24 protein-coding genes are annotated in these 18,504 nt (G+C 67.7%); 7 read left to right on the forward strand and 17 right to left on the reverse strand.

Annotated features, from left to right (window positions below; all coding sequences use genetic code 11):
• Positions 1–800 precede the first annotated feature (800 nt).
• A complete protein-coding gene (locus tag ACOKM3_RS13440; protein WP_426900205.1) occupies positions 801–1,442 on the forward strand; it encodes a hypothetical protein in 642 nt (213 codons plus the stop codon).
• Positions 1,443–1,509: 67 nt separating this feature from the next.
• Here ACOKM3_RS13440 and ACOKM3_RS13445 read toward each other — a convergent pair whose 3' ends face one another.
• The 7 genes from ACOKM3_RS13445 to ACOKM3_RS13475 form a co-directional block, all read right to left on the reverse strand.
• Positions 1,510–2,166, reverse strand: a complete 657-nt coding sequence (locus ACOKM3_RS13445) for an SMI1/KNR4 family protein (RefSeq protein WP_426900207.1) — start codon at positions 2,164–2,166, stop codon at positions 1,510–1,512.
• A 51-nt stretch (positions 2,167–2,217) separates the two neighbouring features.
• A complete protein-coding gene (locus ACOKM3_RS13450; RefSeq protein ID WP_426900209.1) occupies positions 2,218–3,027 on the reverse strand; it encodes a hypothetical protein in 810 nt (269 codons plus the stop codon).
• A 78-nt stretch (positions 3,028–3,105) separates the two neighbouring features.
• A complete protein-coding gene (locus ACOKM3_RS13455) occupies positions 3,106–3,759 on the reverse strand; it encodes a NucA/NucB deoxyribonuclease domain-containing protein (protein ID WP_426900211.1) in 654 nt (217 codons plus the stop codon).
• Positions 3,756–4,490 (reverse strand): WXG100-like domain-containing protein, encoded by a 735-nt coding sequence (locus ACOKM3_RS13460; protein ID WP_426900213.1) that lies wholly within the window; start codon positions 4,488–4,490, stop codon positions 3,756–3,758. The genes ACOKM3_RS13455 and ACOKM3_RS13460 overlap by 4 nt, the downstream gene beginning before the upstream one ends.
• 211 nt (positions 4,491–4,701) lie before the next feature.
• Positions 4,702–5,952: an amidase domain-containing protein gene (locus tag ACOKM3_RS13465; protein ID WP_426900215.1), complete on the reverse strand. Its 1,251-nt coding sequence runs from the start codon at positions 5,950–5,952 to the stop codon at positions 4,702–4,704.
• Positions 5,953–5,954: 2 nt separating this feature from the next.
• Entirely contained in the window at positions 5,955–6,287 is a 333-nt protein-coding gene (locus ACOKM3_RS13470) for a type VII secretion target (RefSeq protein WP_426900217.1), read from the reverse strand.
• Between the two features lie 181 nt (positions 6,288–6,468).
• Positions 6,469–7,131, reverse strand: coding sequence for a hypothetical protein (locus ACOKM3_RS13475; RefSeq protein WP_426900219.1), 663 nt, complete (start codon positions 7,129–7,131; stop codon positions 6,469–6,471).
• Positions 7,132–7,199: 68 nt separating this feature from the next.
• On the opposite strand from ACOKM3_RS13475, the gene ACOKM3_RS13480 reads away from it, so the two are divergent.
• From ACOKM3_RS13480 to ACOKM3_RS13495, 4 genes are all read left to right on the forward strand, one after another.
• Positions 7,200–7,556 (forward strand): hypothetical protein, encoded by a 357-nt coding sequence (locus ACOKM3_RS13480; protein WP_426900221.1) that lies wholly within the window; start codon positions 7,200–7,202, stop codon positions 7,554–7,556.
• Between the two features lie 266 nt (positions 7,557–7,822).
• Positions 7,823–8,206: a hypothetical protein gene (locus tag ACOKM3_RS13485; RefSeq protein WP_426900223.1), complete on the forward strand. Its 384-nt coding sequence runs from the start codon at positions 7,823–7,825 to the stop codon at positions 8,204–8,206.
• Between the two features lie 73 nt (positions 8,207–8,279).
• Positions 8,280–9,401 (forward strand): WXG100-like domain-containing protein, encoded by a 1,122-nt coding sequence (locus ACOKM3_RS13490; RefSeq protein WP_426900225.1) that lies wholly within the window; start codon positions 8,280–8,282, stop codon positions 9,399–9,401.
• Positions 9,402–9,404: 3 nt separating this feature from the next.
• Complete coding sequence (locus ACOKM3_RS13495; RefSeq protein WP_426900227.1) at positions 9,405–9,689, forward strand: hypothetical protein; 285 nt, start codon at positions 9,405–9,407, stop codon at positions 9,687–9,689.
• A gap of 51 nt (positions 9,690–9,740) precedes the next feature.
• Here ACOKM3_RS13495 and ACOKM3_RS13500 read toward each other — a convergent pair whose 3' ends face one another.
• The 5 genes from ACOKM3_RS13500 to ACOKM3_RS13520 form a co-directional block, all read right to left on the reverse strand.
• Entirely contained in the window at positions 9,741–10,163 is a 423-nt protein-coding gene (locus ACOKM3_RS13500) for a hypothetical protein (RefSeq protein WP_426900229.1), read from the reverse strand.
• Between the two features lie 357 nt (positions 10,164–10,520).
• Positions 10,521–10,811: a WXG100 family type VII secretion target gene (locus ACOKM3_RS13505; RefSeq protein ID WP_425828831.1), complete on the reverse strand. Its 291-nt coding sequence runs from the start codon at positions 10,809–10,811 to the stop codon at positions 10,521–10,523.
• 106 nt (positions 10,812–10,917) lie between these two features.
• Positions 10,918–11,244, reverse strand: a complete 327-nt coding sequence (locus ACOKM3_RS13510; RefSeq protein WP_426900231.1) for a WXG100 family type VII secretion target — start codon at positions 11,242–11,244, stop codon at positions 10,918–10,920.
• A gap of 329 nt (positions 11,245–11,573) precedes the next feature.
• A complete protein-coding gene (locus ACOKM3_RS13515; RefSeq protein WP_426900233.1) occupies positions 11,574–12,725 on the reverse strand; it encodes a WXG100-like domain-containing protein in 1,152 nt (383 codons plus the stop codon).
• Positions 12,726–12,864: 139 nt separating this feature from the next.
• Positions 12,865–13,218, reverse strand: coding sequence for a WXG100 family type VII secretion target (locus tag ACOKM3_RS13520; protein WP_426900235.1), 354 nt, complete (start codon positions 13,216–13,218; stop codon positions 12,865–12,867).
• A gap of 290 nt (positions 13,219–13,508) precedes the next feature.
• Between ACOKM3_RS13520 and ACOKM3_RS13525 the strand changes: the two genes are divergently transcribed.
• Positions 13,509–14,132, forward strand: coding sequence for a hypothetical protein (locus tag ACOKM3_RS13525; RefSeq protein ID WP_426900237.1), 624 nt, complete (start codon positions 13,509–13,511; stop codon positions 14,130–14,132).
• Between the two features lie 85 nt (positions 14,133–14,217).
• Here the strand turns inward: ACOKM3_RS13525 and ACOKM3_RS13530 are convergent, their stop codons facing one another.
• Both ACOKM3_RS13530 and ACOKM3_RS13535 read right to left on the reverse strand, forming a co-directional pair.
• The gene (locus tag ACOKM3_RS13530) at positions 14,218–14,862 is read right to left on the reverse strand and encodes a hypothetical protein (protein ID WP_426900238.1); all 645 of its coding nucleotides are present in this window, start codon (positions 14,860–14,862) and stop codon (positions 14,218–14,220) included.
• A 15-nt stretch (positions 14,863–14,877) separates the two neighbouring features.
• The gene (locus tag ACOKM3_RS13535) at positions 14,878–15,231 is read right to left on the reverse strand and encodes a hypothetical protein (RefSeq protein WP_426900240.1); all 354 of its coding nucleotides are present in this window, start codon (positions 15,229–15,231) and stop codon (positions 14,878–14,880) included.
• Positions 15,232–15,485: 254 nt separating this feature from the next.
• Here ACOKM3_RS13535 and ACOKM3_RS13540 point away from each other — a divergent pair, with 254 nt between their 5' ends.
• On the forward strand, positions 15,486–16,094 hold the full coding sequence (locus tag ACOKM3_RS13540) for a hypothetical protein (protein ID WP_426900242.1): 609 nt from the start codon (positions 15,486–15,488) through the stop codon (positions 16,092–16,094).
• A gap of 76 nt (positions 16,095–16,170) precedes the next feature.
• Here ACOKM3_RS13540 and ACOKM3_RS13545 read toward each other — a convergent pair whose 3' ends face one another.
• From ACOKM3_RS13545 to ACOKM3_RS13555, 3 genes are read right to left on the reverse strand one after another with little or no spacing between them, the layout of a single operon-like run.
• The gene (locus ACOKM3_RS13545) at positions 16,171–16,806 is read right to left on the reverse strand and encodes a hypothetical protein (RefSeq protein WP_426900244.1); all 636 of its coding nucleotides are present in this window, start codon (positions 16,804–16,806) and stop codon (positions 16,171–16,173) included.
• Positions 16,807–16,808: 2 nt separating this feature from the next.
• Positions 16,809–17,159, reverse strand: a complete 351-nt coding sequence (locus ACOKM3_RS13550) for a hypothetical protein (RefSeq protein ID WP_426900246.1) — start codon at positions 17,157–17,159, stop codon at positions 16,809–16,811.
• Positions 17,160–17,209: 50 nt separating this feature from the next.
• Positions 17,210–18,481, reverse strand: coding sequence for a WXG100-like domain-containing protein (locus ACOKM3_RS13555; RefSeq protein ID WP_461856544.1), 1,272 nt, complete (start codon positions 18,479–18,481; stop codon positions 17,210–17,212).
• Positions 18,482–18,504: the final 23 nt, after the last annotated feature.

The raw sequence follows: 18,504 nt of genomic DNA on the forward strand, positions 1-18,504 counted from the left end.
CGTCCCCCGGCCGGGCCTGCAGGATCGATCGCCGGCCCCTTTGCAACTCAACGACCGGGCAGACGACTTGGACGGTCGCCCCCCCTTTCCGGCGACCGACCCCGCGAACGAAGCTCCGCCCCCGACGAAGAATTGACGCGGAATCAAACGTTCCCCGGGCTTCAAGGCACCGTTCTCCTCCTGGAAGGCGTACGAGAACGAGTTGACCCCATTGACGTCGGGATCCGACTGCAGCCACGCTGTCCAATCCTCAAGGCTGGTACCGATGGGCTCCACATCAGCGGTTTCCGGATCGAACCGAACAACTTCCTCGTCACCGACAATGGCGAACTGGGCGTCGAAAAGGTCCCGCCCGAAGCAGAACAGGTCATCGGCCAGGCCGCCGTAAGAGCTCGTAAGACGATCATGATGAGACAAGGTCTAGCCTTGCTGGGTGTTTTCCCTCACTGATTCCTAATGTGGTCTGTCACTGAAGCGCATACGACGAGTGCTCGAGCGGCACCCCTGGCGGGTCGTCTCCGCTGTACGCAGACAGCAGCAGATCACCGACCCGAGCGGGGTGCCCGTGCGGCTGCGGATCGGGGCCGAAGGTGCGCGCAACTGGTGGAGTCACCTCATGTCCGCCAGCGGTGTGCCCCGTAAGCCCCGGTGGCCCGAGGCCATGGAGCACGGCGCGTGGCACGCGGGCGACAACTGGGGGCCAGGAGTGCTGGCGCTCCCCGGCGGCGTGAACCTCATGGAGGTTAGGAAACGTCAAGCCGCCCGCACGGCCCGAGCGTAAAGGAACTCACGAACTCACCATGAGCGCAGAAATTTCAAGTCCCGCCACGGTTCCCGCGGTGCCCGACGTGGAGCGGGTGCTGTCGCACAACTTCCGGGCCCTCGCGAGGTTCCTCGTATTCCGCCTGTGTCTGATCGTGACGCTGATGCTCGGGCCGGTCGCCTGCATCGAACTGGGCGTCGTGCCGGAATCCACGCTCACCGTGCTGCCGGTTGCCCCCGGTCTGTTCGTTCTGATCTACACCGTGCTCCGCCTCAGGTTCGCAACCAGACTCTTCGCCTGCAAGCGGGTCTTGCGTCACTACCCGCTTACCTACTACTCGCGGGTCGCCAAGAAGGAGGAGCGGAGGAAGGTTTACGGGACCGTGTTCGCGCTGCGTGTGTCGATTCGGGGGCAGCACGGTGCTCCGCTGATGCGTGGGGTCGATGCGGCGGGAAGTACGCGGTGGCCGGCAGGGTTCGACGAGGGCGGCTGGGTGGCCGGCGACCTCCCGTACGGCGGTGTCGTCATCTCCCCCACGTCCGCCGCCATGCTCTTCGTCAAGCCGGACGACTGGGGCAAGTTGGAGCTGCGGCGGAGGGAACTGGGGTCGGAGCGTGCGGAGTTGGCCCGGCGGGCGAGGGTGGACAAGGGCAAGTGGCCCGAGCCGAGGTTCTCCTAGGAGCATGCCCCTGAGCGAGCCGCTGCGGCACCACGGGCAACGTACCGTCCATCGCCGGGCCCACAGCTCACCCGAAGGGGTTCGGGCTCGGCAGTCGTAGCGTCGCCCCGTCCGGAAGGTCGAACACCTGCTGCGCGATCGGGCCCCGGATCCGCATCGCGGTCGCCGCGTCCACGACCTTGAAGTTGTCGAAGTCGTAACCGCCACCCGCGACGAAGAAGCGGCGGGGGATCAGGCGCTCGGCCGGGTCCAGCGCGCCGTTCGCCTTCTGGTAGGCGTACGCGAAGCTCGCCGTGCCGTTGACGTCGGGGTCGTCGAGAAGCCAGGCCGCCCAGTCGTTCAGGCTGGTGCCGAGTTCAGTGAGCTCCGCGGATTCCGGGTTGAGCGTGACGACCTTCGTGCCGTCGATGATGCCGAATTGCGTACCGAAGAGGTCCTGGCCGAAACAGAAGATGTCGTCGGCGAGATCGTCGTAGGTGTCTTTCCACGTGTCCTCGGCATTCCAGGAAAGGAGGTCGGGGCCGAGGCCCTCGTCGCCCGCGCGGAATACCTGGACGCCGGCGTTGAAGAGGAAGAAGCCGTTCATCGTGGAGATGACCGTGCCGAGTTCGGCGAGGGGGCCCGATTCCCAGCCGAAGTCGAGGTCGATGGCCGGGCCCATGGGGCCGCGGGCCCGGCTCAGCAGTTGTTCCAGTGCGTCGGCAGACGTCGCACCGTCGGGCATTGAGTCCTTGGGCGTTGCGCCGTCAGGCGTGGCGTCGTCGGACATTCCGAATCACTTCGCTTCCGGGCCGATGGGTCGTGTCAGATAGTGCTCTCGCACTCGGTCCGTGGTGACCAGGCGGAGAGTGGGCTGAAGGACGGGAGCCGTCGGGATGGCATCCCATTTCTTGTACGGGTGCCATCGGCTGTGTGCGGCGAGCATCATGGCTTCGCCGCGCTCGATGTCTCCTTCGACCGCGTACCATCCTGCCATCCAGGAGCACTCGGCGTAGCGCGGCGGGGTGTGCCCGCCCTGTACGACGAGATCGTGTGCGCGCGGGAAGTCGTTTGCGGTCCTGAGCGACATCCAGACGACGTGCTGCTCGTCGGCGGTGAGCGATTCGAAGTCACGCTCCACGAGTGGAGAACGGTGTTTGGCGCCCGACGGCGGAAGCGGTACGCCCCAGGGCCTGAACCCCGGCAGCAGTTCCGTCAAAGGGCGCTGAGCCAGCTGCCCGGAAAGCCAGGACAGCCGTTTGTGCAGTACGCGTCCGGTCGGCACTGTCTCCGCCACCTCGGCAAGGCGGTCCGCGATGGCATCCGGCGAGACGTTCGGTGCGGCCAGGAACGCCTGATCGAACGGCATGTCCTGGTCACACAGCTCGCCGCCGCTCGGCCCGTCCGTCCGGATCAGGAACTCGGCCAGATCCGCGGCCTCACCGGGGCGGTCCAGCCACTCCAGGATCTGGATCGACGCGGCCGCCGCTTCCCAGACAGGGCCACGCGCGCCACCGGGCCTCCGAGCGATCTCGAGCAGTTGAGGCAGTGCCTCCTGGAAGTGCCCCTCACGGGCGTGTGAGATCAGCTTCTCGGAAGAGTTCATGAGGTCATCCTCTCCTTTGGCCCCTGGAACGGGGGTTTTCCGTTACGTGGTGCGTCGGCTCCCCCTGGTCGTTCTCCTTCAGCGCACCGAGATTTTGACTCTGGTGCCGTCCGGTAAGCCGCGTACAGCGCTTCCCATGGCCGACCCCGACCCTTGGTTGTCCTTTGCCGATATGTATTGGACACTCGCGCCCGTCCCTCCCTCCTTGTACATGGCCGGAGGGTATTCGTCCCGGTCGCGCGGGCTGTCGGTCGGAATTCCGCGGAGCGAGTCGGCCCGGTTGTCGTCCGCCCCGTTTCTGTCGATGGTGAGGACGTCGGGTTTTGGCGTGTCGATCTCATTGTCGTCGCCACGCCAGATGGTGCCGTTCTGGGCGTCCTCGATGTGCTGGGCGGACTCGGGGTACTTGTTCCTGTCGAGGACCAGTTCCGCGTCGTATTCGGTCTGTCCGCCGGTGCGCTGATTGAATTCCCCTCGCGCGGCCGCCTGTTCCCGCATTCTGCGTCGCGAGCCCTTACCGGTCTCGCCGCCGTTCTTGGCCACCTTGTTCGCGAGGTTGATGAGCTCGTGGGCGTGCTGGCCGTCCGCGTCCTGGATGTTCTTGACGACCTTCTTGGTGCCGTCCCCGACCTGGCTGTACATGTCGCCGACGGCCTTGGCGGCGTCTTTGCCGAGTTTCCTGCCCATGCGCTGTGCGGCGTCTTCGAGGGCCTTGGCTATCGGGTGGCTCATCCGAACGACACTCCCGACGCCGCGTTGCTGAACTTGACGGCGTGTCCGGCGACGGCCTCGGAGTGCTTCTTGAAGTCGTCGGCGTGCTTGAGTAGTTCGTCCGGGTGGATGGAGAAGCCGGTGCCACCGCCCGCGTCGGCGGGTCCGGCGATCGCTTCACTGGCGGACTCGACGCCCTTGAGGACCAGGCCCTTCAGCGCGCGTCCCACGATCTCCTCGAGCGGTTCGACGGCCTGGGTCGCGAGGTGTGCGATCACCTCTTCCAGGGCGCGTTCGAGGAGTTCGTTCACCACCTTCTTGGTGACCTGTATCAGTGCCGCCTCGGCCGCTGCGGCTGCCCCGAGAGTGACGATTGCCGTCGCGGCCGCCACCGCCAACTGGGCGGCTATGAATATGAGTTGGGCGATGACGGCTATCTTGGCCGCGACGATGATGGCCGCCGCGACCTCCAGGGCGACCGCCGCCATCTCGCATCCCTGGATCAGCTCGGTCATGTGGCTGGTCGCCAGCCGGCTCCAGGTCTCGGCGAGCCGGTCGTACGACGATCCCTCGTAGCAGGCCGCCATGGCATTGATGGTCTCGGAGGCCTGCTCCTGCGACGCGGCGATGTCGCCCGCGAAGGTGCGGACGTGTCCGGCGAACTCGTGGACCGCGTCCTCGTTCACTTGGGGCCAGTTCAGACCCATCAGATCCATGACCCAGACAAGCTCGTCCGGTAACTCGATGGCCATGCGCTCCCCCTGTTCCCCCGTGGCGCAACTGCCGCACCTGTGACAGTTGTTCGAAGGATAGTTGCCCGGAAGTGGCGCTTCCCCATCACGCCAACGTGAGGCGTGTCAGGCCGTAACGCGGGTGATTGTCAGCCCCGAACAGGCCTGCCCACCCGCGGTGCGAGCACGTACAACAGTCCGGCCGGCAAGCGCCGCACGGACGACAGCGGCATCAGTACCAGTCCGGACTGGGGCGTACGAAGCGCAGGTTCTGGTCGCCCTGGTTCTTCTCGGTGGAGGGGAGGCGGCCCTCCAGGCTGACGTTCCGGTACTCGTTGTTGTGCTGGGTGTACTTGATCTCGCCGTCCGGCATCACCGCGGTGACGATCGCCGCGTGGTGTGTGTTGCCCTTCTCGGCGGTGTCGCCCACGTCGGCCTGTTCGTAGTAAATGATGTCGCCCGGCTTCGCCTCCGACTGCGGGACCTCCGAACCGCCGTGCGCCAGCATGAAGTTCTGCTGGTTCTCGGCGGCGGCCCAGGTGTCGGAGTAGGCGATCCGCTTGTCGATCGCGTCGACGCCGGTGCGCGGGCCGGCCATCCAGTTGTCGTCGTCGGCCGGGCCCCAGAAGCTCGTCTTCTCCTTCATGCCCGAGTGCAGCAGGGCGTTGGAGACGAAGTTGGCGCAGTTGTTGCCGAAGTCGGTGGGGTCGGCCTTGTTCCAGTTGGCGAGGGCGTACTCGACCATCTTCACGCGGTCGAACTTGCCGTCGGTGCCGCGCAGTTCCCGCCGTACGTCGGCGGGGATGCCGTCCAGATTGGCGAGGGCCACCGGCTGGGCCAGCATCATGTCCTTGCGCTGCTCGGGCGTGAGGCCGTTCCACCAGCGGCGGGCCGTCGCACTGTCCTCGCCGACCGGGATGTCGGCGGCGAGCATCCTCAACTGGACGTGAGAGGCGTGCTCTTGGACGTCGCCCAGCGCCTTGTCCGGGTCGGTGAGCCCGGTCTGGGCGGCGAGCTCGGCGAACTCGGCCGCGGCCAACTCGTCGGCGGTGGTGACCTGTTCGGTCGCCTGGTCGATGAGGTCCTGCACCTCGGCCCGGTACGACTCCGTCTCCGCGTCCTCCGCACGGGGGCCGGAGATCGTGCCGTCGGCCGCGATCTCCAGGCCATGGCGGGCCGCGAGGTCCATCGCGGCGTGCAGGGTGCTCTGCGCGGTCTCGATCGTGGTCGTCATGCCGTCGGCGACCATGTTGACCGCGAGGAGGATGTCGTACGCCGACTCGAGCTGGTTCGCGAGCTTCTCGAACTCGGCGGCCGCCGTCGCGCCCACCTCGTCCGTCCAGTTGTCGGCGAGCGGCTTGGCGCCGTACTCGCGCAGGTCCTTCGCCGCGCCCAGGGCGTGCTTGGCGAGGGCGTGCCATTCGTCGGCCGCGGTGGCCCAGGTCTTCGACTGGGCGGTGTTCACACCCTCGTACGAGACCATGGTCAGGCCCTCCCGAGGTCGGCCAGGCCGGTCAGTCCTGCGTGCAGGCGGGACTCGGCCTCGGCGTCCGCGCGGTCGTAACTGCCTGCGGAATCCCGCAACTTGTCGCTCAGCTCGCCCATCCGCTTGGCGAGGGACACCATGTGCTCCTCCCACTTGCGCGCGCAGGCCTTGAGCTCGGCCGGGCTCTGCCAGCCGTGGCCGTGGTGGGAGGCGGGCACCTCGTCGCTGGTGTCGAGTGCGTGGTCGAGGCGCTTGGCCGTCTGGCGGGCCAGAGACTCGGTGTCGTGGGCCGTGGCGCGTACGCGTGCGGCGTTGATGTCGATGTCTGCCATGGGCGTTGGACAACTCCCCCGTTGTGAACCCCGGTATGAATCGCGATACGCACCGCGTTGTGAATCGCGGTGCGAACGCGGTGTGTACCGCGTTGTGAACCCGGTGTGTACCGCGTTGTGAACCGCTGTCGCCGGTTCGAATCCGGCGATCATCGTACGGGGCCCGGAATACGCCCCCCGATCAGCTCGCCCGGTCTCGCAGCCGGGTCCGCTCCCGGTGTCCCTTCCGGTCCGGCTTGCCCATGTGTCCGGACTCCCGTTCCGCTTCGCCCAGCCACAGTTGGGGCACGTACGACTGGATCGCCGCGACGACGGCGTCGCGCGAGCCCGGCGGGACAGGGACGCGGTAGCGCAGCCGGGGCAGGTCGGGGCGGAGGGGCGCCTCGTCGCGGACCAGTGGCCACAGGACGGGGTCGTCGCGGTCGATAGGGCCCGAGGGGCACAGCTCGATCGAGTAGATCTTCGTACGGCCGAGCTTGCTCCAGTGCAGGCCGACGCCGGCGAGCGAGTTCCAGGGGACGACGCCTCGCACCTTGCCGTCGCCGATCCAGAGGCCGGTCGGGTCGACGCTCACCGTCGAACTGCGCGACGCCCAGGCGGAGATGAGGCTGGTGACGCCGACGAAGAGGATGAGCAGGCCCATGACGATGCCGACGACGCCCTTGGGGCTGGGGTCGTCCTCACCGAGGCCGGCGGCGATCACCACTCCGCCGAACAGCACGAGCAGTCCCACCGCCGTCAGCACGATGCCGAGGGGCAGTGCCTTGGCCGCGTTGCGCTGACCAGTACGTATGACGGTCGCGGTGGCGGTGAGTGCAGGGCCGTGGCCGTGAGGTGTCGACATGGGCAGGGAGTGTAGGGAACCTGTCCCGTCGGCCGCCCGCGGGTGCGTTGACGTCTAGGCTCCGGGACATGACTTATGGCTCGGAATCCGACGAACAGCTGAAGGCGACCAGGACGCTGAAGGCGCGGTTCCAGGGCCAGGGGCAGCAGGGGCTGGTGATGGACCGTCGGCGCGCGGCGCGGCAGGCGCGCCGGGTGTCCGCGGGGATCTCCGCGCTGGTCGCCCTCGTCGCCATCGCCCTCACGGGCGTCCGCCTCGGCCAGGGCAGCGAGGCCGGGGTGTGGACGGCGCTCTACCTCGCGGGCGGTGTGGTGAGTGGGTGCGGGGTTGTGCTGGCCCGGTTCGGCCGGACGCGGTGGGCGTTCGCGGCGATTTGTGTGGGGGCGGGGGTTGCGATGGTGGGGGATGGGCCGATGTTCGTGTGAGTTTCCCTTAGCGGGCTGCTTGGCGGTGGCGTCGTTGCGCGAGCCGCTGACGACGATCGCCTGCACCGCCGGCTTGCCGGCGCCCGACGGCGACAGGGGTACTGCGGCCACATCCCCGCCGCGGCACCGAGCGAACGGCGGCTCGGCCGCCAGGTCGGCATTGTGGAATTTACCAAAGCATTGCTAAGTTGCGTGCTCCCTGATGCCGAACCGACCCGCCGAGGCACCCCTTGAGGAACCCGATTGACAAGCCGGAGGACAAGCCGGTGGACGACTCCGAGTTCCTGGAGATGACCGGACAGGACCCGGCCCAGGCCAAGATCCTGCGGCAGTCTCTCGAGCATCTCGCCTCGGGACTGGGCGGTGGCGCGCTCAAGGAGATGGCTCAGGAGGTCCTCTCCGGCCGCATGGGGCTACGTGAAGCGGCTGATGTCTCGGCGTACACCGAGCAAGCCCTGGAGCAGTCGGCACCGCTCACCCAGAAGTGGTCAGAGATGTCCGATGCCGAGCGAGAAGCGCTCGCGGCAGAGGGAGAGCGCAAGACCGCAGAGGAACAGCGGTCGGCGGACGAAGAGCGGCACACTGCGCAGCCGCAGCGAACCTCGACGCGGCAGGCGCGCCACGACGGCAGCGGCTGGTCCCTGTACTGACCGAAGAACGACCGCCCACCCATCAAAGCCGACACTCCTGGCACGTCAGGCAAGGGAACCCATGAGCTTTCGTGTGGACGCGGACGCAGTCGACGGCTTCGGCAAGCTGGTGGGGCGCGCGGCGGACGGCGGCTCGGAGGCTGTGTCGTACGTGGGCAAGTACGTGAAGATCGACGAGACTCTGGGCGGCGAAGCCTGGGATCTGGTCGCAGGTGATCACGACCGCTACGTGAGCGAGGCCAAGAAGGCCCTGGAGAAGGTCAAGAGCGTGCTGGAGTCCTCCGCGGACGAACTGGCACGATCCGCCACGTACTACAGGGAAACGGACCAGGAGGCGGCGGCACGCTTCGACGCCGGCTCTCCGGGGTCGAAGGCGCCGTCCCTCGGTTCAGACGGCAACCCGCAAGACTTCACCGACGCTGACGACGCGGCGGCTGCACTGAAGAAGCCGGGTGGCGGGAGCAACAACCCACTCGTCGAGTACGGGTCGGGCCACGCGGACGAGTTCGCGATGAGCCCGGTGCAGAAGAGTCTGGGCACCGCCCTCGACTTCGGCAGCCCCTCCGCCATGGCCGTGGAGGCGTCCAAGCTGCTCTTCGGTTTCGACCCCTTCGCCATCGTGACCAACTGGGTCTTCGGCGATTGGAACGGCTACAACGACTGCGCCGACGCATGGGGCAGCCTCGCCTCGTGCTGCGACACCATGGCCGCCAATCTCCGCAAGGGCAACCGCAATCTCGCGCTCTCCTGGGACGGCAATGCGGCTGCCACCGCAACGGTGTACTTCGACGAGTTCGCCAAGAAACTCGATCAGATCAAGGAAACCCTCGAGTCGCTGCAGGACTGCTACACGCGGGCGGCTCAGATGGCCTTCCAATTCGCGGAGTTCCTGAAGTCGTTCCTCGTCATGTTCTGCGATCTGTTGGTCATCTGGATGGTCAACATGGCAGCGGCCGCGGCTGTGAACGCGATCCCTGTGGGCGGGCAGGCCGCCTCGGTCGCGATGTTCGCACTGGCCGCGGCGCAGGCCATCCGCATCATGGGCTTGTGGGCGGAGGCGGCCAAGGCGTTCGACACATTCGCCACGGCTCTGAGCGCGATCGCCCTCACACTCTCCACGACGATCAACGGCTTCTCGGCGGCGGACGGTTTCCCCGAGGTCGGAAACTCCAGCTATGACAACCGGGCAGCGTGAAACATGAGCCTTTTCGGCGAGGGTGAGTTCCTCGATCTGTTCCTGTCCCGGGGGCGCATGTTCGCCCTGGTGTCGGTGCCCGCCTGGTGGGCCCTGACCATCTTCCTGTTCGTAGAGGAGGGGTGGCGCTTCGGCCTGGTACTCGGCCTCGTTCTGCCGCTGCTCGTCGCCTACTTGGGGCTCCGCGGCTATCGGGAGGTACGCCCGGGCGTGATGGCCGGGGCGCTGGCCCTGAGTATTGCCACCCCGTTGTTGACCATGTCCCTGGTGTGGCTCGAGGGCCGCTGAAGCACGTCTCCGGCTACGTACGGCACGGGTCTGCGCGTCGGCGTCGCCTTCTCACGGTCCGCCCTCTCGCAGCCCCACCCGCGCGGCAAAAGGCGCCGCATGCGTGGGCACGGATGCCGTCAGCGCAATCCATGAACCGTCGGTGAAGGCGAGTTCGAAGCGGCCGCGTTGGACGAGGCCCTTGGGGGTTGCGCGGATTTCGGTGACGGAGGCTCGGGGGGCCTCCCATTGGTGTACGTACACCCGCTTGAACTGCCACAGCTTCGCGCGGTCGGCGAGTACCAGGACCCGGCGGTCGGTCACGGCGAGCATGAGTGTCACGGCGGGCACGTACGCCGCGCTGTAGTGCGCCACCAGGAATTGCCCGGCCTGGCCGTCCCAGCCGCCGTGCAGGGCCTTGCCGTGTGCGGCCCGCAGCAGGCCGTTGTCGATCGCCCGCTCGGACGCCTCCATGGCATTTTCGAAGCGATCCATGGCCCCCATGGGCTTCGGCTCACTCGGCCGCAGAAAGTTCCGCACGGGTCCCGGCAGGCGGGACCTGATCCGACGCTCCAGGTCTGAGTGCGGCGGCGGCTTTCGTAGCCACAGCGGTCGGCTCGGCGTGCCCGGTGCCAGATCGCACTCGCAGGCGGCGGTCAACTCCTCGCCCGGCTGCATGTGTGGTTCGACGTGGCTGCGATACTCCGGCTTCATCGAGTGCGTCCGTCCCCGTACTTCTCATCCCTCTCCGGACATGCCACCGGGGGCGGCAGATGCATGCGCACCTGCCGCCCCCGGTCACGTCTCGCTACGCGCGCTGGACGCTGTCCGCGCTACCCGCGCGCCGACGCGTTACGACCAGACGCTGGTGTTCCGGCTCTCGGTCGCCTGGTAGTTCTGGGCGGCCGTGTCGAGCGCGCGGGCGATCGACTCGAGCGTCTGGTGGAGGGACGCGGCGCGACGGTCCCACTCCTGCTGCTTGGCCTGGTAGCCCTCCTGGGCCGAACCTTCCCAGGTCGAAGCGATGCGCTTGACGCCGGCCTCGAGGTCGTCGAGCTGCTGGCGGACGTTGCTGGCCGTGGACTTGACGTCCTGCGAAGCCTGGGAAATGGTCTGGAAATTGACCAGAACCTGACCGGACATGATGTCTCCCCCGGGGGATGTTGGACGGAAGGTGATGAAGGATGACGACGGTGGCGCGCTGCCCGCTGCCGGTCAGTTGCGGCGCAGGATCAGCGGCCGGGGAGGCTCATCCGAAGGGAGAGGCCTCGGCGCCCGACGAGACGTGCGAGATCGACGCGGCCTGCTCGTCCTCGGACGTCTGGTAGTTCTGCGCCGTCGAGTCGATCGCTTCCTTGATCTCATTGAGAACGCGGTTGAGGGCGGTGGCGTCCTCGTTCACCTGGTTCTGCAGGTTGTTGTACGCAGTGGCCGCCTGGCCCTTCCAGCCGGACGTGATCGAGTCGACCACCGTCTGCAGTCGCTGGATCTCACCCTGGATGGACTCGTTCACCTGGGAGATACGGCCGCTGAACGCGACCATCTCCTCGTGCGTCACATTAAATTGACCGGCCATGGCCACTTGCCCCCATGAGAATTCGACATCGGTCCCCGCGCCGCTCGACTCCCGAAGGGAACTGGGGCGCGGGTGGCACTTCTCGATAGTGCCGCGACAGTACTTTAGCCACAACTGACACGGTCACCCAAGGCGGTTCCCAGGTGACCGGCCGTGCCGTGACAGGATCCACACAATGTCACGGATCGACACGGGGTCACAGGGCTCACACAGGCCCCATGCGTCCGTTACATCAGTTACGTCGGTTACATCGGATACGTCGCGTACGTGGATTTCCTGAATACGCGGATACGTTGCATACGTGGGGTACGTCGGAAACGTCGGCCGCTTCAGCCGAAGACCGATCTGGCGCGAGCGTCCTCCGCGGTCCTCGTCCGGCCGGAGTCGCCGCCACCCGGTTCGTCCGCCGCCGCTGCCGGCTGCTCCCCTCTGAGGCGGCCGACCCCGCTCTGAGCCGCGTCACCGAGCGCCCCGGTCGCGCCCTCCACCGCTCCGTCCACCGCGCCTTGGGCGCTCTCGCCCGGCGACGAGATCATCGAGCTCGGGTCCAACGCATCCGTAACGGCGTCGCCCGCCTTCGGCAGGCTCTCGGCGGTGCTGTCCAGGATGCCCTGGGCCGCCGCCCCGGCACCCTGGCCCACGCCCTCACCCGTCGCGTGGACACCTTCGCCGATGCCCTCGCCGACCGCGCCGAGCCCCTCGCTCGCGGCCCCTCCGAGCACCCGGCCGGCAGGGCCGAGCCGCCCCGAGGCCTCGCCGATGGCGCCCGCCGCGCCGTTCACGGTCTCCGAGGCGAAGGTGCCCGCGCCGACCACGGCCGCCTCGCCCCACTTCATGCCGTCCTGCGCGCCGAAGTGGTTCTGCACACCCTGCTGGACGAGGTTCTGCCCGGCCGCCTTGCCCGCCTCGACGGCCGCTTCCTTCACCACGTCGAGGACGATCTCCTTGACCGACTGCACCGCTTGCTGCTCGACGGCCTGGGTGACCTGCTGGATGAGCTTCTGCTTCAGCTCGTCGAGGATGCGGCGCACGATGAGCCGGGTCGCCTGGGTCGCGCCGGCCGCGCCGATCTCCGAGAGCCCGAACGTCACCGGCGCCGCCGCCTGCGCCGCCGCGATCTCGAAGGCCAGCGCGATGAGCTGCGCGATGACCGCGATCTTGCTGGCTACGACGATGACGGCGACCGCGTCGAGCGCGAAGGCGAGGATCTCGGCGGCCATCGCGGCGTCATCGAGGTAACCGCCTCCGCCGTTCGAGAACTTCTTCCACGCCTCCTCAAAACCCTCGGACGCGTCACCGGAGTTGGCGCTCAGTACGGCGCTCGCGGCGCTGCCGCCGCCACTCTGGGTGTCCCGCACCGCTGTGGCGAACTGTCGCCACGCCTCGGCCGCTTCGTGGATCTTGTCCTCGTCGGCGTCGGGCCAGCTGTAGCCGAGCAGGTCGAGGACCCATGCGACCTCGTCGGGCAGGGTCAATGCCATGCCGTGTCACTCCCCCGTGGTGCGTGTGTTGGTGGTACGTGTGTTGGTGGTACGTGTGTCAGCGCAACGCGTGAATGCGGTGCGCGGGTGCGGTGCGTGGATGCGGTGCGTGAGTGCGGTGCGCGGGTGCGCCCGACAGTCAGAACTGCATGCCCAGGCCCGGGCGGCTCGACTGCTGCCCGATCATGATCTGGGCCTGGTCGTCCTCGGTCACCTCGTACTGGGTGCCCATGACCTTCAAGTTGCCGCCGATCTTGTCGAGTTCGTCGGCGAGGTGCTCCATCGACGTCATCATGCCTTCGCGCACCGGCTCGTAGATGTCGTTGAAGGTCCCGATGATGTCCTCGCCCCAGTCGCCCTCGGCGCTCTCGAGGGCGGACTTCAGCTCCTTGGCGGCGGTCTTGAAGGACTTGCCCAACTCGCCGAAGGCGGTTCCCTGTTCCTTGAGCACCGCCGGGTCGACGTCGAAGCTGCCTGAGCCGAAACCTGCCATGTGCTCCCCCATGAATGTGCGTGCGTATGCGTGTGCATGTCGCTCAAGCAGGGTCCGGTGGCGCGTAGTTGATGTGCGTACCGCAGACCGGACCCACGGACGTAGCTGTCCGACAACGACCTTAGTGATCCCGACACACAGGACTCGCCCCGCAGCGCCGGTCTTCACCCCCTCCTCGCATGATTGCCATGTACCCGCGGTAGCGTTCCGCGACTGTCCACAACCGCATCCGCAGGGTGCGGGGAGAGCCGTACCGCGTTCCGTTCGGCACAGGGGGAACCACCCGAAAGATGTCCCACTACCAGCAGCAGCCCGGCCCGGGTGGGCACCAGGTCCCGTTCAGGGCGCGGCTGATCGGCGTCGGCGTCATGATCGTCACGCTCATCGCCGGCGGCATCTTCGCCTGGCAGGCCATGTACGCCGCCGGGCTGCGCGGAACGCACGGTGAGTTCACGGTCTCCCAGTGCTCGACGCAGACCGTCAGCTACCGCTCGCACGGCAAGCACCGCACCCGTGAAGAGGTGAAGTGTCACGGGTCGTTCAGCGCGGACGGCGGCAAGGGCAGCGATCCCCACGCCTACCTCGAGCCGTCGTCCACCCACTCCGCGGGCACGAGGATCTCGGTGACGCAGTCGGACTCCGCCTCGACGGTGGACAGCCGTCGGTTCTCGTACGTCGAGGCCGACGCCTGGAACGGCGGGCTGATGTTCGCGTTCGCCTTCGCCTGGCTGATCGGTACCGCGCTGGGCGCCTTCATGGCGGTGACCGGCCACACCGGCAGGCGCAGCAGGGTGTCGTACGGCGCCGCGTGGCGGTCCACGGCGGGCGGAGCGACCCGGCCGATCCTCTTCGGCCTGGCGGCGGTCGGGGTGCTGGGTGTGGTGGTGTCGCTGCTCTTGGGGCTTGTGCTGTAACCCATGCTCGTCACGTGCCGGGGTGTGCCGAGACGGTCATGCCCGTCGAGAACACCGGCCCGGCGAGCCCGAAGAAGAGCTCACGTCACGCGCCCCCAGCCAGCCAGCTCCCGACGAACAGCACAGGACACAACACCGCCACGACGACGAGGATCGGCAGGGCCGGACCGCGCTCGTGCCGCACCACATGCCAGCCCTCCTCCAACGTGACCCGGCCGAAGCGTCGTTCGCGTTCGCGCCAGACGCCGAACACCGGGCCGTAGTGCAGGGCCGGGCGCGGCTGGTAGCCGGTCAGCAGGAAGAAGGCGCCGAGCACCCACAGCGCGGACGTGACGCCGAACCAGAACAGGGCCCTGGCCAGCTTGCCCGTGGTGAGTTCGCCTTCGTCCGAGTACGTGTAGCCGTCGTCCGTCTTCAAGGCAGGGAGCGCGGCGCCATGGACGGCTTCGCGGTCCCACTCCAGTGTGGCGCCCCGCGTCTTCGCACCGCTCTTGTCGTCCTCGAAGGTACCGGTGCAGGTGTAGCCAGGGTCGGCGGGCTCGCACGACTGCACCACGACGGATCCCGGCCGCGCCGAGACCGTCACGTGGCCGTCGAGGTACCCGACGCCCGCCCAGGCCGTCGCACCACCGATGACCACGATGGCGAGGCCGACCATCCAGCCGAACATGCGCCGGAAGATGTAATTGCGCCGAGCCACGTACTGGTCGGCAGCCCCCGTAGATGTCACGTCAGCACCAAGTCCTCAACGAATCCTGCCGTCGCGCCCGGGCGCGTTCTTCGGGTCCTCGTCCGGGTCGTAGTCCCGGACCTGCTGCCGCTCCTGCGGCGACATGTTCCGCCACTGCTCCCGCATCCCGGCCAGCCCCTCACCCAGGGCACGGTGACCGGACGGCGAGTCCAGTACGTCCTTCAACTCCATACGCCCACCGAGAAGTTGACGCGCGAGGTCCTGCAACGCGGGCGGCGCGTCCTTCATGTCACGGACCTTGCGCAGCGACGCCGTCAGGTGCTCGTTCTGCTCCTCGGTGAGGTTCTTGTCCTCGATCGGGTACTCGCGCTCGCCCTGCGGGCCGTATCCGTTTCCACCACTGCTCATGGCGTGGTGCCCCCTAGCTGTGTGTCATGTGTACGTGGCGAAGCGCCCTCGGCGACGGCTTCCGTTGCCCTGCTCGGGCGCGAGCTCAGGCGCGGCGCATCGCGTCCCGTACCCTAACGGACCGGGCGTTCGGGCTCGCGACCGTAGCCCCCTCCCCCCCACTTCCCACACACTGAAGGTCGGTATTTTTCGTGAGTCAGTCCCTGGAGCCGCAGTCGAAGGCCCGCTTGCGGGATCGCGGCATTCTCGGATTCATGTTCGTTGCGGTCTTCGTGGTGCTGGCGGCCTGGTTCTCGTTCCAGGCCGTCTACTCCAGCGGAAATATCGGAACTGGCGGGAAGTTCACGGCGAGTTCGTGCGAAGAGACCTTCGGGAGGACGCCCGGCGGTAGCTCCCACAAGAACGGCTCCTCGCACGAACTGCAGGTGACGTGCGACGGCACGTTCCGCCCCGACGGCGGCACCTCGGCCGCCACATCCGTCCGCATGACGCTGCAGCCCGGGGACGCCCCGGTCTCGGACGGCGACGCCTACCTGCGCGAGCTGATGAACACCGGGGGCAAGGGCACGGAGCTGCACACCGCCCGGCTGGACCCCGACTCCGTCCTCGGGAACTTCCTCGGCGAATTCAACACGTCGAATACGGAGAAGACGCAGCGGTCCGCATTCATGGCGCTGGGCGGCCTCTTCTTCCTCGCGGCCGGGATCTTCTGCCTCAGGGCCGACTGGCCGCGAGGCGGCGGCGGGAGCGTCCCGCTCAAGGTCGCCTGGCGTGAGAGCGTCGGCCCCGGGACGCGGGGCGTGGTGATCACGGTGGCGTCGGCCGCCGTGATCGGCATCATCGCGGCGAAGATCTTCATCTGACGCGCGACTGCGGTCACACGCCGTGGGCCCCGAGTCGAGTACGACTCGGGGCCCACGGCGTTGCCGCACCCGCGCGTTACGCGAGGGACACCACGAGCGGTCCCGTCACCAGCAGCACAAGCCCCAGGGCACAGAAGCCGACAGTCGACCAGAGGAACAGCGCGCGAGAGCGCACGATCTGCCACGCCTCCCCGAAGGAGACACGCCCCCACCGGGACCAGCCGCCCAGCCGCGGAGGACGCGGCGTGTATCCGGTCGCCAGGAAGAAGATGCCGGCGCCGACCATCAATGCGGCCGCGCCGACCGCCATGGACGCCCCACCCAGCATCCCCGTGGTGACCTCGCCGGGGTTCTCGTACGAGTAGCCGCCGTCGGGTGCCCGGTACACGGACGCGAGGCTGCCCTTGAACTGGTCGGAGTGGGCCATGAAGACGGCGTCGTCGAACGTCCGCTGATCTCCGCCGTCCTCCCGGAAGGCGCCCGTGCACCGATAGTCGTCGCCGGCGGGCGCACACGCGGAGAACTTGAACATGCCGGGCGCACCGTCGCCGTCCTGAGGAGTGACATGCCAGCCGACCCAACTGCCCGCGGAGATCAGGATCTTGATGGCGAACACGACGAACACGGCGCCGATGATCCAGCCCGTGCCCCGCCGGTACACGAACGAGCGGCGGTCCCGATGGCGCTGCCACGCCTCACTGTCGGTAGCCACAGTTACCGGATCCTGCCGTCGCGGCCGGGCGCGTTCTTCGGGTCCTCGTCCGGGTCGTAGTCCCGGACCTGCTGCCGCTCCTGCGGCGACATGTTCCGCCACTGCTCCCGCATCCCGGCCAGCCCCTCACCCAGGGCACGGTGACCGGACGGCGAGTCCAGTACGTCCTTCAACTCCATACGCCCACCGAGAAGTTGACGCGCGAGGTCCTGCAACGCGGGCGGCGCGTCCTTCATGTCACGGACCTTGCGCAGCGACGCGGTCAAATGCTCGTTCTGCTCCTCGGTGAGGTTCTTGTCCTCGATCGGGTATTCACGCTCGCCCTGCGGGTCGAAGCGGTTTCCGGTGCTCATGATGTGGTGATCTCCTCGTCGGGGGTGCGGCGCGGTGTCGGCGTGGCCGGTCAGCCGAATACGGTGCGGACGCGGTCACTCTCGGGGACGCCCTCAGCGCTCGACGCACCGCCCTGCCTGGGCTCCGGTGGCGCCTGTGCCGCGCCGGCCTCCTGCGAATTGCTGCCACCAGACTCCTGCGAGGTGCCTTCTCCGGACCCCTCGGACGTACCGCCACCGGACTCCGACGTGGTGCCACCAGCGGACTCCGACGTCGTACCGCCACCCGACTCGGACGTGGCGCCACCGCCCGAATCCGACGTGGTGCCACCACCCGACTCGGACGCCGTACCGCCTCCGGATTCGGACGTCGTGCCACCGCCCGACCCCGACGACGTCGTGCCGCCACCGGATCCCTCACCAGAACCGCCTCCGGATTCGGACGTCGTGCCGCTGCCCGACTCCTCACCCTTCTTCTCCGTGAAGTTGTTGAAGAGCTCGCCGGAACCCTGCGCCATCTTCGACAGGCCGCCCGAGTCGCCCTGTGCCGTGTCGATCGCGCCCTCGACGACCTTGCCGCCCGCCTTCGTCTCGAAGTGGTAGCCGGAACCGTCGTCGTCTTCCTTGATCTCTCCGGCGACCTTGCCCAGCACAGGGTTGGCGGCGGCGACACCGAGCGACGTCAGGCTCTCGCCCCAGCTGCCGCCCGCACCGAACGACGCCTTGATGCCCTGGGAGGCCAGCTCGCCGGCCACCTTCTTGCCGACGTCCTTCGCCAGGTCGATGGCCATGTCCTTGGCCTTGACGACGACGCGCTCCTTGACGGCCTTGATGACCGCCTCTTCGACCTTCTGCGCCGCTTCCGTCAGGGCACGCTTGACCAGCATCCGGATCATGACGACGCGACCGGCGAGCGCGGCCTCGGACGCGCCGAGCGTGACCGGTGCGGAGGCCTGGGCGATGGCGAACTCGATGGCCAGGTCGATGAGTTGGACGATGACGAAGATCTTCAGAGCGATGACGGCGATCGCGCACATCTCGAGCATCAGCGCCAGTACTTCACCGGCTCCGGCCAGACCGTCCAGGTAGCCGATGCCGTGCCCGCCGATACCGAGGCCGTTGTCGGCGAACTTGCCCCATTCCTTCATGAAGGCGTCCGCGGCGTCACCGACGTGCGCGCTCATGACGAGGCTCGCCGCCGCGTTGCCCTGCTCCTGGTACTCGGAAACGGCCTGACCGAAGTCACGCCATTCCTGAGCTGCCTGGTAGAGCAGGTCCTCGTCGATATTCGGCCACTCAAAGCCCAGCAGATCGAGAACCCAGTCGAGTTCCCCGGGCAACATGATGGACACGGGTTTTCCCCTCA

It is taken from the genome of Streptomyces nidicola (genome assembly GCF_050106155.1).
Taxonomy (GTDB): domain Bacteria; phylum Actinomycetota; class Actinomycetes; order Streptomycetales; family Streptomycetaceae; genus Streptomyces.